This window comes from Shewanella psychropiezotolerans, from assembly GCF_007197555.1.
GTDB lineage: Bacteria > Pseudomonadota > Gammaproteobacteria > Enterobacterales > Shewanellaceae > Shewanella > Shewanella psychropiezotolerans.
In genome coordinates, this window is sequence record NZ_CP041614.1 from 3865165 (window position 1) to 3880565 (window position 15401).

At 45.4% G+C, this 15401-nt stretch carries 9 protein-coding genes; 6 read left to right on the top strand and 3 right to left on the bottom strand.

Going from position 1 to position 15401, the window contains the following annotated elements; translation table 11 throughout:
- Positions 1-108: 108 nt before the first annotated feature.
- Positions 109-1905: an acyl-CoA dehydrogenase C-terminal domain-containing protein gene (locus FM037_RS17195; RefSeq protein WP_144046983.1), complete on the bottom strand. Its 1797-nt coding sequence runs from the start codon at positions 1903-1905 to the stop codon at positions 109-111.
- 391 nt (positions 1906-2296) lie between these two features.
- Here FM037_RS17195 and FM037_RS17200 point away from each other — a divergent pair, with 391 nt between their 5' ends.
- The 4 genes from FM037_RS17200 (at position 2297) to FM037_RS17215 (ending at position 7682) form a co-directional block, all read left to right on the top strand.
- Positions 2297-3145 (top strand): D-hexose-6-phosphate mutarotase, encoded by an 849-nt coding sequence (locus FM037_RS17200; protein ID WP_144046984.1) that lies wholly within the window; start codon positions 2297-2299, stop codon positions 3143-3145.
- Positions 3146-3486: 341 nt separating this feature from the next.
- Entirely contained in the window at positions 3487-7035 is a 3549-nt protein-coding gene (locus FM037_RS17205; protein ID WP_229380929.1) for a YdbH domain-containing protein, read from the top strand.
- A 135-nt stretch (positions 7036-7170) separates the two neighbouring features.
- Positions 7171-7332: a YnbE family lipoprotein gene (locus tag FM037_RS17210; RefSeq protein ID WP_152831096.1), complete on the top strand. Its 162-nt coding sequence runs from the start codon at positions 7171-7173 to the stop codon at positions 7330-7332.
- Positions 7333-7361: 29 nt separating this feature from the next.
- A complete protein-coding gene (locus FM037_RS17215) occupies positions 7362-7682 on the top strand; it encodes a YdbL family protein (protein WP_144046987.1) in 321 nt (106 codons plus the stop codon).
- A 166-nt stretch (positions 7683-7848) separates the two neighbouring features.
- Here FM037_RS17215 and FM037_RS17220 read toward each other — a convergent pair whose 3' ends face one another.
- Complete coding sequence (locus FM037_RS17220; RefSeq protein WP_144046988.1) at positions 7849-10689, bottom strand: ExeM/NucH family extracellular endonuclease; 2841 nt, start codon at positions 10687-10689, stop codon at positions 7849-7851.
- 564 nt (positions 10690-11253) lie between these two features.
- Here FM037_RS17220 and FM037_RS17225 point away from each other — a divergent pair.
- Complete coding sequence (locus FM037_RS17225; RefSeq protein WP_144046989.1) at positions 11254-12555, top strand: anaerobic C4-dicarboxylate transporter; 1302 nt, start codon at positions 11254-11256, stop codon at positions 12553-12555.
- Positions 12556-13432: 877 nt separating this feature from the next.
- On the opposite strand, the gene FM037_RS17230 is transcribed toward FM037_RS17225, so the two are convergent.
- Positions 13433-14392: an integron integrase gene (locus tag FM037_RS17230; RefSeq protein ID WP_144046990.1), complete on the bottom strand. Its 960-nt coding sequence runs from the start codon at positions 14390-14392 to the stop codon at positions 13433-13435.
- A 628-nt stretch (positions 14393-15020) separates the two neighbouring features.
- Here FM037_RS17230 and FM037_RS17235 point away from each other — a divergent pair.
- Positions 15021-15395 (top strand): hypothetical protein, encoded by a 375-nt coding sequence (locus FM037_RS17235; RefSeq protein ID WP_144046991.1) that lies wholly within the window; start codon positions 15021-15023, stop codon positions 15393-15395.
- The last annotated feature ends 6 nt before the right edge of the window (positions 15396-15401 follow it).

Consider the following 15401-nt stretch of genomic DNA (forward strand, 5'->3'; position numbering starts at 1 on the left):
ATAAACGCCTCAGCATTTATGCTTTTATTTCTCCCATCGGCGTTCAAGTGCTAAGTCTCAAAACCAAGAAACTGACTCAAGGCTCATACCCAAACTAAACCTGACAGATTAGAGGTCGAAATCGGCCTCTTCAAGTTGAGTCAAAAGTTCACTGCTGGACTCAATCTGCTTACGCAGGCTGCGGGTCTGCACTGTCCAATAACTCATATAAAACTGAGCCGTTTTAAGCTTACCCTCATAGAAAGCCTTATCTTCAGTACCAGACTCAAGCGCCGCGAGCGCCGTCACTGCGCTGCGGGTCCACATCCAGGCCAGTACTGTGATCCCAAGGATCTGCATATATGGCATTGAGCCCGCCCCCAGGATATCAGGGTTCTTAGGAGCATTAGCAGCCAAAAACTGAGTCGCCTTCTCCAGATCCCCTGACGCATCCATCAGCCCGGCAAGATAAGGTTTCATGGCATCATTAGCCATGTTTTCACCGATAAGGGTTTTAACCATCTCTGACCAAACCATCAAGGTGGCGCCCTTGTCCCCCATCAGCTTACGGCCGACAAGATCTAATGCCTGCACGCCATTGGTACCTTCATATAACATGGCAATACGTATGTCGCGCACGAACTGCTCCATGCCCCACTCGTGAATATAGCCATGGCCACCGAAAACTTGCTGAGCATCGACACAGGCATTGAAGCCACGGTCGGTGATAAATCCTTTGACGATCGGGGTAAATAGCGCCGCGAGCTTATTAGCCGCTTTTGCCTTATCCGCATCAGGGTGACGCTCGGCTTCGTCGAGCCACAAGGCTTGCTGGCCAATTAAGGCTCTGGCTCCCTCGTTGAAGGATTTCTGCGCCATCAGCATACGTCGTACATCGCCATGAACCAAGATAGGGTCGGCGGCCTGTGACGCATCTTTTACGCCACTTAAGCCTCGGCCCTGAATTCTGTCTTTGGCATAAGCCAAGGCATTTTGGTAGGCAATTTCTGATACCCCTAAACCTTGAACGCCCACACCGAGTCTGGCTTGGTTCATCATGGTAAACATGGCTCTCAGGCCCTGATGTGGCTCACCGATAAGCTCGCCTATGGCAGCATCGAAATTCATCACACAAGTTGAGTTACCGTGAATGCCCATCTTATGCTCAAGCGCCGCGGCACATAAGCTGTTTGCTTCGCCTAAGCTGCCATCGGCATTAACCATAATCTTAGGCACGGCAAACAGTGATATGCCCTTCACGCCTTCCGGTGCATCGGGTAGTCTGGCAAGCACCAGGTGAATGATATTCTCCGCCAAGTCATGATCTCCCGACGAGATGAAAATCTTCTCGCCCGAAATAGCAAACAGTCCCTCGCCAGCCTCAACGGCTTTGGTTCGCAATAGTGCCAGATCTGTTCCCGCATGGGACTCGGTAAGGTTCATGGTGCCGGTCCATTCACCGGAAACCAATTTCTCTAAATATTTCTGTTTCAGTGCATCGCTACCATGGGCATGAATTGCCGCATAAGCGCCATGTGTCAGACCCGGATACATGGCAAACGCCATATTAGTGGCCGTTTTCATCTCGGTAGCAAACACACCGATACACTCAGGAAGCCCTTGACCACCGTACTCAGGATCGCAGGTCAGCGTCGCCCAACCATTGTCGACATATTGCTTATACGCATCAGCAAAGCCTTTGGGGGCGATAACCTTGCCATCGACCAACTTACAGCCTTCAACATCGCCACTGCCATTGAGGGGCAACATGACCTCTGTGGTAAAGTCCGCCACTCCTTGCAAGATTGCATCACCTAAGTCGGCATCGATTTCATCGAAGCCTTTAAGCTCAGTGCGCTGATATATATTGAGAAGTTCGTTAAGTACGAACTGATAGTCACGAAGTGGCGCTTGATATATTGGCATTCCTGTTCCCTTTATTTTTATGCTAAATGGTAAAGCTCAGGTGTTATTTATCAGGTCTTCTATCTTATGTATCTTGTGCATAGATTCTATAGTGTCATTAGAATGAACTTTTCATACACAAGTTTCAATCATGCGTTTAATTTAATCATTTTACAAGTACAGAGATCCGACCACTTTACTTAATTTGGTTTGAAAAATCAGCATTAGTTCAAGTTTGTTCCACAGCTAGAACAGCGTTACCATAAATTCAGCATAACGACCCCTTATGAAGGGCGGGGAAACAGGGTAAGCTAATTGTCAGTTTTTAAAATAAATTCCGCTGCTTGAACATAAAAAGACAAATATGCTCTCTTAAATGTACGGCACGAATTGATGGAATGAGGAAGCAGTAATGGGCTCAGTCACCACAAAAAAGCACAGCAATGGCTTAGAATATGTCGATGTCGATACGCCATTATGTAAGGCGAGAATTTTCCTGCAAGGCGCACAGATAGACCTGTTTCAACCAGTCGGTAAAGCGCCGTTACTTTGGGTCTCATCCGCCGATGATTATCAGCCAGGTAGTGGCATCCGAGGCGGTATACCTGTGTGTTGGCCCTGGTTTGGCCAGAGTGATAACCCGGACTGGCCCCAACATGGATTCGCTCGCACCCGCATCTGGGCACTGGAATCCGTGCAGATGAAGAATCAGGCCGTCGAACTTAAGCTAACCCTTAAGATAAGTGAAGCAGACAAGCTCTACTGGCCCCATGATACTCGCGTCGAAATGCTGTTTACCTTAACGGACACCCTGACGGTATCACTGAAGAACACCAATTTGGCCAGTTATCCGGTGAGTTTGACTCAGGCACTACATAGCTATTTCCCGGTCAAAGATATTCATCAGCTTAAAGCCACAGGCTTTAAAGGTTCAAAATACATAGAGTTCGGTGAAGGCCCATTCAAGCAAAATGGCGATGAAGTGCTATTCGACAAAGAAACCGATCGGGTATATACCCAATTGGCTGACGTTCAAGAGCTGCACACCCCGGACGGCATTATTGAAGTTAGCCGCGAAAACAGCCACTCAGCAGTGCTCTGGAACCCTTGGATTGATAAGTCTCAGCGCTTGTCTCGTTTCAACAGCGATGACTACCAGACCATGGTCTGTCTCGAGGCGGCCAATGTGTTGGAAGATAAGCTCACGCTTGCACCCGATGAGACCCATATGCTGACCACTAAGATTGGCTGGAAAGATTAGTCCATTTAAAGTAACGAGTTTCAATTAAGAGTTTTTAAAGTAATAGATTATAAAGTAATAGGTTTTAAAATAAGAATTTTTTAATTACCAGCATCTCAACAAAGGGCATATTGTTCATCAATAGGACCTTGTTGTTTTCAACAGCAAGGTCAAAATCATAATTATTAACAGTACAAGGGCTCATGGATGAAAGCCATCGACATAAAGAAAATCTCCAAACACTTTCAGTCAGTTGCACTTATGCTCCTACTCCAGCTAAGCTAGAGTGATATTGTTACGATTGAATATCACTCCATGCTAAACTCAAACCATATTTCTCCACTCTAGTCCGATAATCTTAAATGTTAAGTCGTCTCTCCCGTGTAAAGCGGCTCATGCTAGCCTTGATTGTCAGTCTACTCATACTCGTTGTCATTTTGGTCAACAGCTTTGAGAGATTGGCTATGAGTATCGCCAATGATTATCTTGTTGAATATAACACTCAGATAAATGAACTCAGCATCAGGCCCACCTCGATGCACCATTGGCAGTTCCCAGTTATCAAGTTGACGGTTCATAACAGTGAAATCAGCATCACAGATTTAGCGTTAACCTTAGATACAGATATGAGCCTTTTGAGTCTCTATTCTCAGCAGCTATCTAGCAACCAAGTCGTGAGCTTAATAAAGCAAATATCTATCAAAGAGATCCATGCCAAGCTCAATCCAGGCGTGTTAACTGATGCGGGCAAGAATGTCGACGACCAAGGTCCTACCCTGGCACTGGATCTCAATGAACTCCCTCAGATAAATATTGGCACGACTTCGCTGAGCCTGGCGGGCATCTCTGCTTCAGCCTTGAGCTTGACCGTGGAGCATTTAACCTTAGATGAAGATGGCAACCTAAGCACGGCCATCAGTCGAAACGATAATGCCATTTTTCAGTTAGATGCCCATTTAACGGATAAACAATGGCAAGTATCGAGCCGACTCGTCTTCGATGAGTTATACGCATTCCTGACCGAGCTTGCAGCACAAGAGTTCGATACGAGTGCCCTCGCCCCGCTGCTCGCCCTGAAACAAGAGAGTGAACGAATTGGACTGGTATTAAGTGGCACTCTTGAATCTAACGCCACGCTAGACCTTAAATCGGCTCAACTAGAGTCATCCCATATCTTAAAACACTCAAGCCTGACATTGATGCAGTTTGATGAGCTCACCTTGACGCCTCACTCACCGAGCTCTTCGGCAGAGGAACCTTTAGCCCAAGACAGGGTTAAATTTGACATCGCCGGCCACCTTGCCGATCTGACCTTAACACTACAGCCTTTCACCCTCGAGGTTAGCCCGAGTCGCCATCAGATAAACAGCTTATTACCCCTTCTCTATAATGAACGGCATGATAAACGGATCATCCCTCTTGTGGCGGCCTTACTTGAGCCCAGCACCAGTACAGCTGCGGGGGGCGATAAGAGTCAGGCTCGAATAGATGAAAAACAAGCCATTAAGGTGATATTCACTCTGTCCCAACCTTTAGACTATTCGTTTGTCTCAAAAAATATTCATCTGGGCCATGCACAGCTGATGATCCGTGATGCCATGGTGGATGCCTCATTATCTGCAACTAATTTGTCACTGCAAATACCCACACAGAGTCAGGCATTCGAGTTAACAAGCGATTGGCAGTTTGCAGCGTCCCGCGAGCAAGCATTGGCGCTTAGCTCACTAATGCCTGACGATCCAAGCCCTTTCGCCGGCAATAAGACCATAGCCGATATCAGACTCGGCGCTTCATCCCTCACCCTGGCAGGAAAAATAAATATTGAAACTCCTACTGCAAGTGAGTCACCTCAATTCAGGCTCAGTATAAATCCAAATCTGCAGGCACAGATAGACAGTGTGGAGCTAGTACCTCAGTCAGTAAAACAAGACTCGGCGAGAAAAACTGCAGATAACCCCAGGTTTCAATTTGAGCTGAATCATCTCAAGCTAGTTAGCCATGATGAACTGGTGATGACCTCGAGTGAAGCCAGTCCGGTGAGCCTGGATATTCCCAGACTGACATTCTCTATAGGCCCAACGCGCTACAGGCATGACATACAGACTGATTTAGCCTCTGTCACTAAAGCGCTCAGCTTCGACGCTAACAGCCTAAAATTCAGCACTCTAGCAATGAGCCACTTCATCATAATGAAGAGTCTGATTAATGAGAGCTTAGCCAGCAGTAATCAAGCAAGCAATAGCAAATTGGCCTTATCCGCTTTCACCCTTGAGTCCGAAGACGTTCAATTCATTCAGTCCACAAGCTCAGGCGACCGCCTCACGGTATCAACGGCAGTGACGCGTCTAACCAGCCTTGACCCACTGGTGATAAAGCGAATGATTGACTCAGCAGACAAAAACAAACAGCCGATTCAAATAAGCGTCCCTCCATTAAACTTTGAGCAGCTAGACAATGAACTGGCCCTAAAACCTGTGCCATCGACGGAGCAAAACGAATATCTGGCTAAGCTATCAGGCCTGTATCTCTCTTTAGAAAAAACCAGTTCATTGACGATCTCCGATCTCACTGCAGAGGCGATGAGCCGAGTATTAACCGAAAACCTATGGGAAAATGTCGCTCACTATGAGCTCAATGGCGCCGAGCTGACTCATCATTACATAAAGAACAACAGAAAACGTACCGAGAAACTGTTAGGCCTCTACACGGCGAGTCTTTCCCAAACCTTAGACTGGAATGGCGTTAAATTAGATACCCATGAAAACTGGGAGTTCGATGGCCTCGAATTTGTCAGTGAACACAGATTACGGCCTCACATACCTACAGAGGCTAAAGGCTCACAGCTGCAGCTAACTGGAAAGTTAAATTTAGACAGTGATCTTGGCACTATTTTATCCCTTGTGAGCAATAACTACTCCCTGCCAAAATCCCTGTTCATCACAGGTGATGCCAGGCTGCAGACTAAATACGAACTCAATAAAAATGATAAATCGACTCAAGTGAGTATCAATTTCACACCTGAGCTCACTTCCCTCAGCGGCAGCATTAATGAGCTTCCCTTCGAGCAAGCCGAAATTCAGGCCAGCTGCCACTATCAAATGGAGCAGAAAAATCAGTCCTCATCCCCTGAGTCTCAAGGGTCAAATATCAGTACCTTGTCTTGCCCGGATATCCAGTTCTCTGCCGCTGCATTTAATCCCGGCATACTGATCACAGATATCAAGGCTCAGGCAGATTTTAGCGTCTCACTTGACGATAAAATCGCTACTAAAAAAGTAACAGAACAAGAAGCAAAAAATCGGAAAGATCTGAGTCCTGATGTTGGCAAACGCCCCAAACCTATGCTCCCCGAGACCTTAAGTGCGGCAAATATCCAGATTAATGCTAGCGGTGAGCTCCTCGGCGGACACTTACTGTTACCCGAGTTTAACTTAAGATTACACGACAAGTCCCATGGGTATCTGGTCCTCCAGGGGCTTGAGCTTGAACAGTTACTGGCCATCCAGCCTCAGGTCGGCCTCTATGCAGACGGGATCTTCGATGGCGTATTGCCTGTTGATCTAGTCCAAGGCAAGATATCAATAAGCGGTGGTAAACTGGCTGCTCGAGCACCGGGCGGACTCATATCAGTCAGCGGCAATCCGGCGGTGGAGCAGATGCGCCTGTCCCAGCCCTACTTAGATTTTGCCTTCTCCACCATGGAGCATCTCGAATATTCAGAACTCTCCAGTAGCTTCGATATGGCCCCCGATGGGGACGCACTATTGAAAGTGAGTGTAAAAGGAAAAGCGAAAGGGATTGAACGCCCTATTCACTTGAACTACTCTCAAGAGGAAAACATGCTGCAGCTGTTAAAGAGTTTACAGATTGGCGATAAGTTGCAGACTCAAATCGAACAGTCGATGAATTAATTCATCGGTTTTTGAACGTTCAGCTTCCAGTCATCTCAAAGCGATATAGTGATACTAATTACTACAATGTTTAATTAATAAAATAAGGAACACTCAGTGAAGAGACTGCCTATTCTGCCCACGACCATTAGCGCGATGATCGCTCTCCTGGCACTCACAGGCTGTACGCCCACAATCAAGATTGAGCCACCGGACAAGCCGATAGTGATCAATCTGAATGTTAAGATTGAACATGAGATCAGAATTAAAATCGATAAAGAGCTCGATGAGTTGCTGACCAACGATGAACTGTTTTAATCTCGGCTATAGAATTTAAGGAGTACAAAATGAAAACCAAATTATTGGTGCTCGCAGCAGGACTATTGCTGAGCCTAAATGCATTTGCCATATCGCTACATGACGCTAAGTCTCAAGGTTTGGTGGGTGAGCAAACAAATGGCTACTTAGGCATAGTAAAAAGTAGCCCGGATGCCAGCGCGTTAGCTAAACAGGTCAATGCTAAGCGTAAGGCCCATTATGAAAATATTGCCAAGAAAAATGGTATTTCAATCACAGAGGTCGCTAAAATGGCGGCTGAAAAAGCGATGAGGGCCACTAAGAAAGGCCTATATATTCAAACTAAGAGTGGTAAGTGGATTAAGAAATAGTGGTTTCAAAAACAGCCATCTCTTCTATCGATTGAGCTATTTACTGCCATAAGAAAGCCCGCGAACGCGGGCTTTCTGTTATGTCGCTTTGAGCGACGTTAATATTGATTGATATAAGTCACTCTAACGGCTCAATCTAATAGCATTTCAGTTCGAAGAATAAGCATCAAAACTTGAGGCTTGTTTTCCCCTTGAGGCCATCGTTGTCTTTAACCACTAACTTAACCTTGCTAGCACGACTGGCAAACTTGATCGCCAATGGACCCGATGCACGACTGCCATCGTTAAACTTCCACTTATGCTTAGTGATATAGCCATCGTCATCGAAGCTCATAGACACAAACAGGTCGATAAACCAGAGGTCGATATGCTTTATCACGGCAACAGGCTTAATCTTGTCAGCTTGTGTATCTATGGTGATGGTTTGCGAGACATTATGGGTTAAGCCGTCATTATCGGTAACGGTTAATGTCACCAGATAATCGCCATCTTGTGCATATTCATGGCTGACCATAGCAGACTCAGCGACAGCGCCGTCGCCTAACTCCCATGAGTAACTCACAATCTCACCGTCTTCATCTGCTGAGGTATCATTAAACGTCACCACGGCACCATCAATAGACACAGTGAAACTGGCCACTGGAGCAATATTATCTTCACCAAGCAACACAGAGATAACCACAGGATCGTGATCCGACGAGCGATATGCATCATTATTGTACAAATCAGCGAGCTGCGCATCTGACTTAAACTCTTCGTTGTAGTCGAGTAATCTTGGCTCATCGGTATTGATATGCCACTCGGTTACGTCGATGACTTTATCCAACAAGCTAGCATTAGCCAGGGCATGATCCAGCTGACCCGACTCTCCCGAATAAACATAAGAGTATGCATTCTCTTTATCAAGATGGTCGAACAACTCAGTAAACCCTGCGTTTTTAAGTGCTGTTAATGGATTTTCCTGAGCATAGGCATTGAGATCACCCATCACTAACACATCGGCCTCACCGTACTCAGCTGCTAGCCAGAGACTGACCGCCTCGGCGGCGCTGGTGCGGGTCAAATTACAGTTACCTTGACCATCGTTCATATTGGGATCGCCTAAGCTATCACAATCACTGCCCTTAGATTTAAAGTGATTCACTGCAACAACAATCACCTCATCACTATCAAGGTGTCTGAAGGCTTGAGTCAACATAGGACGATTCTTACCGTCGTTAAACAGTGGGTTATTGTTTTCATCCAATGGTGAATTAGCGCTTGAAAGCACTTTAGCCACGCCATTCAGGCTCACCTTGTCTAGGCGATAGATCATACCCACAGTGATAGCATCTGTCCCTATGCCAGCAGCGGTTTCTGCGCTGACATAAGCATAGCGAGTCTCACCGATTGCCTGGTTAAGGCCGGAGACGAGATCGGCAATGGCTGATTCACTGCCAAAGCCATCATTTTCTATCTCCATCAAACCTAATACATCGGCATTAATGGCGACCATAGCGGCAATGATCTTGTCTCTTTGACGGATAAATTCAGTAGCGGTATCCGCGCCACGTGGCGTCGGGAAACCCGCCCCAGCACCATCACCATTGAAATAGTTAAGCACATTGAAGCTGGCAAGGATTAGATTGCCGCCTTCGGCGAGCATTGGCGCCGGAGTTCTCGCATTTTCGGCGACGAAATTAACCGTATCCATAGGCATCAGACGATACTTACCAAAACCATAATGCATTACCGCATCGAGTCCTGTGATGGTATCACCGACACGCACCGTATTTGATGCACTTAGCCCTGGCGCCGGATAACGCACAGGATCTGGGTTTTGCGATGTCAGTCCATCGTCTAACACTATGGCATCTTTAGCATTAGCAGCAGTTACCGCCAGTGCATCACTGCCAGGGGCGGCAACTTGAGTACCTATATAATGACGTTGGCTACCTAACAGTAACTCACCATAACGGCCTAAGTTATAGACTTCATTGACCGTTAAGTTATGGCTGAAACTGACGCGCATCCCTTCGAACGCTTCTAGATCACTTGTCTCATCGATTGGCAAGGTCACTATGGCGGCTGTTGGCATCGCCTGAGCCGACTCACAGAGTATATGAGCAGCCACATCGGTCAACTCAGTCAAGCCATTGTATTCCTTCACCTTAGCCTGAAAACGAATACGGTCACCGGCAAGATAACCTGTCACGCTGCCCGTATAGACGAACACACCTTCTGAGGTCAAGGGATCGCCGTCGACTTCATTGTCGGCCATCTGCACAAACAACCCCTTAAGACCCGCTTCCTGATTACTGGTGACTATAGCTTCGACTTCGACAAACTGACCATTGAGTGGGCTGGTATCGGTCTGACCTTGAATGGCATGAATAGCCGTGGATGGGTCATTACACACAAGTGTCACAGGTTCTGTGGGCTCAGTTGGGTCGGTGGGATCTGTGGGCTCAGCATTAAACTGTCCAAGATCTGAAAAATCATCCTTGGCAAAACCCTGCCAGGTATCTAAGGTCACCTCATCGTCGATAGCGCTATCGCCGATAAGCTGAGCGGGATCGCGGCGCAGCGTGTTGTCTTGAGTCGACAAATCACCGCTGCCCCACTGACTACCAGGATCTACGCCAACCTGACCCAAGCTATCGACTACCGCACCCGACTTTCTGAGGACGATAGCATCATCGCCGTTAAAAAAGCTCGAGTTACTCACTTGATTAGCAAGAGCCAAAATTTCGGCATTAGCATCATTATCGGCAAGAACATAAGTCTGACCCGCGGCCAAAGTTCCAGTCAGAACTATGGTCGACCCCACATCAGTTTTACCGTTAAAATAGTATTCGACTTGGTATTGGCTGAGATCGATATCAGTATTGGTAGGATTGTAGAACTCGATGGCCTTATTGTTACTACTGCCTTCGACATATTCAGAAATGATTAGATGATCGGCTGCCTGAGCGAACGTGGAAACACCACCTATCGCCAAGGCAAGTAAACTTGCTTTGGTAAACATATTAACCCCTTAATATTATCCATTTAACCTAGTTATTGTTCGAGCATTTGACTCTTTTGTTCAAATTGCTCCGGCTTTTTCCAAAAAACCAGTCGATACTATAAAGGAGTTTTGCTTCAAATAGGTTGCACTTAAGTTGTATTTAGGTTGCTGGCATGACTTTTTATATCGATTAAAACATCAGGGGCGTGCAAATATCTTTACAGGTAAGCTTCAACATCAATGTGCTTGCGGGCTGTCAGTCTTAAAGCTGATTCTTTAAAAATCAAGAATAACTCGTCTACCGCCTCAACACACATCATCTTGCCAAAGCATCATATTTAATTCGCATAACACCTGATCAAGTTATCAAAGCAACCCATATCTTTATCCTGTCAGCATCTCACTTGTGCGCTAGACCAAGTTATGACAAAACAGCACGTGAGCCCCATCACAGCTTAAACAAATAGTGAATTACTCCCGTCTACTTAAGGATTAACAGGAGTAAAATCTAATTTGTTTAACTTGTCTAACATATCTTCGACATTCGGATTTTCGCTAATTGGCTTCAAATTAAGGTTACTTATGATCGCTATAGAATTTTTTGTTGTGCTTGCTTTTATCTATCTTGGCGCGCGAATTGGTGGAATAGGAATAGGACTGGCCGGCGGCGCTGGCGTCTTAGTGCTGACCCTGTTTATGGGCGTCGATACTGGACATATCCCCGTAGATGTCATCTTGATCATCATGTCAGTAATAGCGGCAATTGCGGCCATGCAAGTGGCTGGGGGCCTGGATTGGCTAGTCGACTTGTCCGAGCGTTTTCTGCGTAAAAACCCCAAACGCATCACCTTCTACGCGCCCATTGTCACGTATTTCATGACCTTGCTAGCAGGCACAGGACACACGGCATTCTCTACCTTGCCCGTCATAGCCGAAGTCGCCAAGGAGCAAGGCATTCGCCCTTCACGTCCCTTGAGTATCTCTGTTGTCGCCTCACAAATTGCGATCACGGCATCACCTATCTCGGCGGCTGTCGTCTTCTTCTCCGGATTATTGGAACCCTTAGGTGTGGGTTACTTAACCTTACTCGCCATCTGTATTCCGACGACATTTACCGCCTGTATGGTGGGCGCGTTCGTCGCAAACTTCTTAGGCTGTGAGCTAAAAGATGACAAAATCTATCAGGAAAGACTGGCCAAAGGCCTGATCAAGATTAAGGGGCAAACTCAAAGAGAGATTCTGCCTACGGCCAAGTTGGCCACCGGAATATTCATCACTGCCATTGTTTGTGTGATCGTTTATGCCACACTGATTTCCGATGCGGTCAATATCATAGAAAACCCCACCTTGGGCCGCAACGATGCCATCATGGTGTTTATGCTTACCGCAGCGACAGCTATAGTGACCTTCACTAAGATAGATGCATCTAAGATAGCCAATGCCGCGACCTTCAAGTCAGGCATGAGCGCCTGTATCTGTGTACTCGGTGTGGCTTGGCTGGGTGATACGTTCGTATCCAGTCATATCGACCAGATAAAAGAGTTTTCCGCAGATATCCTTAATCAATACCCCTGGATGCTGGCAGTAACGCTATTCTTCGCCTCCATGTTGCTCTACTCACAAGGTGCAACCACCACGGCATTGATGCCAGCCGCTCTGGCAATAGGCGTAGCCCCACTCACCGCCATCGCTTCATTTGCAGCGGTCAGCGCCCTGTTCGTGCTACCAACCTACCCGACTCTACTCGCAGCCGTGGAGATGGACGATACCGGCTCAACCCGCATCGGAAATTTAGTGTTTAACCATCCTTTCTTCATTCCAGGTTTAGTGACCATATCCACCTCTGTAGCTTTGGGCTTCTTAATAGGTGGACTGGTTTTATAAATTTAGTGTTTAACCATGCTTTGTTCTCCATTGCAGGTTTAGTGACCATATCCACCTCTGTAGCTTTGGGCTTCTTAATAGGTGGACTGGTTTTATAAATTTAGTGTTTAACCATGCTTTGTTCTTCATTGCAGGTTTAGTGACCATATCCACCTCTGTAGCTTTGGGCTTCTTAATAGGTGGACTGGTTTTATAAATTTAGTGTTTAACCATGCTTTGTTCTCCATTGCAGGTTTAGTGACCATATCCACCTCTGTAGCTTTGGGCTTCTTAATAGGTGGACTGGTTTTATAAATTTAGTGTTTAACCATCTAGGTTTGATGGCTATCGATTAACGACCTCGGTAGCTTTGGGGTTCTTAATAGATGGAGCCCTACTCTAATCACTTTCGGATCTAAAGTGGCCAAGCCTTCAAATGAAGGCTGATTACATTTTTACCTTGGTTCATTTTGTTTTGGTCATTACATTTCGTCATTCCGGCAGAGCTTTTGAGCCTGAATCCAGTGACCTTTGCTGTTGGAATATGTCATTGAAGGTCATAACTTCATTGTTATCTAACGCAGGGGCACTTGCAGCGGGTGCAGTGCATGGTCTTGTATGCCTAGAGTATCACAGCCTAGGTACGACCTTTTATGCACTTTTCTCTCTCGTATGGCTAAATATTTTTAGTTTACACTGACTCCATTTGTTCCCTTAACCGAGGAGTAAACAACATGACTTCACAAGGCGTAAAGTTACCAACTCAGTTATTGCGCTGGAAGCTGACTCAGAGAGTGGCTTAGGACTGCCTTGAGCTGAAAAATCAAAAGCCATCGAGCAGTTCTAGATTGAATCTAGAGTGCTGGTGGCTTTTTTGTTTAGGGGGATTAATAGCCTATTACAAAGCATCTAATGGGCTAACGGTTCCCGCATAATGTTGACCTAATACATGGGTATAGATCTGGGTGGTATTAATGTCATTATGACCAAGTAACTCTTGTACGGTTCTTATGTCAGTTCCCGTTTGTAATAAGTGAGTGGCAAATGAGTGCCTAAAAGTATGACAGTTAACTTTTTTCATTATGTGGGTCATTTTCACTGCGTTTTGAAGTGATTTTCTTATGCTACTGTCATGACGGTGATGTCTGCAAGGGATTTTTGTCACTGGGTGTTCACAGATATGGGTTGATGGAAACACAAACATCCAAGCAGATTGACGAAAAGCATTGGGGTACTTTTTCCCTAAAGAATAAGGTAGCGATGGGCCAAAGCCATTTTTGTTGTCTTTTTTCTGTAATTTAATGGATTTATCAATATAAGCAGATAGTTTGCTACAACATAATTGGCTCAATAATGTCTGCCTGTCCTTATTTCCTTTCCCATCCCGGATTGTTAACGATAGATTATCTATATTGATATCTTGCAGTCTTAACCTTAAACACTCGTTGACCCTCATACCGCTACCGTAGAGCATCTCTACGACCAATTTTGCAGTTCCATCCATATTTGACAGTATCTGAGACACCTCTTTAGGTGATAAGACTGTAGGTAAAGTCCGTTGCTTTGTCGCTAAGCTAAAACCTAAATCCCCCAGTTCAATTCTAAGGTACTGTTGGTATAGAAAGGCCAATGAATTTAGAGCTACCTTTTGAGTATTAACAGCCACATTTTGATTGTTTGCTAACCCGCTCAGAAAGCTCTTAACATCACCGGAAGAGAGTGTCTCTGGATGAGCTTTTTTATGAAATAGTATGTAACGTTTAATCCAATACAGATAGGCTTTCTCCGTTCTTAGACTATACCCTCGCAAACGGAGCTCTTGTCGAACCGACTCTAAAAATGGACTTGAAGTTTTCATTTGTTGCACCCACAAAACACTGTACACTTATACAGTATTATCAAGTTTTAAAAAAAATCAAGATAGATTTTAAGAGTCTATTCACGCTTTGCCATTGTGATATGAAAAGAAGTTGTGTAAATTCAGTAAGATGAAAGTGTTCAAACTTGAACAGCCTAGATAACCGGAAAGCAAAGTGTGCAACTAAGTTTTATCCGAAAGTGTATTGGATACTATTTGCCATGGATTAAGATAAAAGCATGTTTGCATTGGGATATTTTGACAGTTAATAACGCACACTTTCCCAAGAGGCATTGGCGAAACACGCTTGCCGTATATTAAAATGTTATGCGTACTAAGAGATATTTAACCTTTTAGACGTTTTGGTAATCTGCTCTTGGGCTTTAGTTTTAGAATAGAAAGATGTGTTAATCTATCGCCGCCTAGATAGTGGCTATCGCTTAAGTTAATAACTTAAACGGTAAAGTAAAAACAAGGATTGTTAGCCTCGGCCTTTATGCCCCAGCCTCACAGTCAAACAACAAAATTAAAACAAACAGCCTGCATCGCATAACAAGAAGCAGCAGTTCGGCCAATAAATTGGCCCCGACTCGCTTCGCTCGCGGCTGTGCTAGGCGTTAACTGTCTTATGAAATTTAGAGAATATATCGAAGAAATAGATTTTGATGGAGCAGAGATTGTTGATGTTGCTCGCAAAGATGATGTCGTCATAGTTTCTTTTAGAAAAGGGCTTTTGTTACCTAGCCATCCTGCACATTCGAAATTCCCAGGAACTTTGGATAGCTATGAAATATCGTTTTTCGGCGTGACAAATGAAGAAGCCTTAAAATATGTTGGTGTCGGCGTATCAATCACATATTCTGGAAAAATTCCAGTAGAGAGCCTAGAGCACATAATGCATGAGGGTAATCAATTCAGCTTCGGCGGGTATGTTGAAAGGGAGCCTTGGTATGAGTGGAAGTTTAATGCAAATGAGTATGAGGTTCGGCTTGGCAACAGTTAACAAGTC

What these genes read in the sequence shown, in the direction of transcription:
- FM037_RS17215 (WP_144046987.1), top strand. Translation starts at nt 7,362, where the DNA reads ATGAAAACCAAATTATTGGTGCTCGCAGCAGGACTATTGCTGAGCCTA.
- FM037_RS17220 (WP_144046988.1), bottom strand. Translation starts at nt 10,689, where the DNA reads ATGTTTACCAAAGCAAGTTTACTTGCCTTGGCGATAGGTGGTGTTTCC.
- FM037_RS17225 (WP_144046989.1), top strand. Translation starts at nt 11,254, where the DNA reads ATGATCGCTATAGAATTTTTTGTTGTGCTTGCTTTTATCTATCTTGGC.
- FM037_RS17200 (WP_144046984.1), top strand. Translation starts at nt 2,297, where the DNA reads ATGGGCTCAGTCACCACAAAAAAGCACAGCAATGGCTTAGAATATGTC.
- FM037_RS17210 (WP_152831096.1), top strand. Translation starts at nt 7,171, where the DNA reads ATGATCGCTCTCCTGGCACTCACAGGCTGTACGCCCACAATCAAGATT.
- FM037_RS17205 (WP_229380929.1), top strand. Translation starts at nt 3,487, where the DNA reads ATGTTAAGTCGTCTCTCCCGTGTAAAGCGGCTCATGCTAGCCTTGATT.
- FM037_RS17235 (WP_144046991.1), top strand. Translation starts at nt 15,021, where the DNA reads ATGAAATTTAGAGAATATATCGAAGAAATAGATTTTGATGGAGCAGAG.
- FM037_RS17230 (WP_144046990.1), bottom strand. Translation starts at nt 14,392, where the DNA reads ATGAAAACTTCAAGTCCATTTTTAGAGTCGGTTCGACAAGAGCTCCGT.
- FM037_RS17195 (WP_144046983.1), bottom strand. Translation starts at nt 1,905, where the DNA reads ATGCCAATATATCAAGCGCCACTTCGTGACTATCAGTTCGTACTTAAC.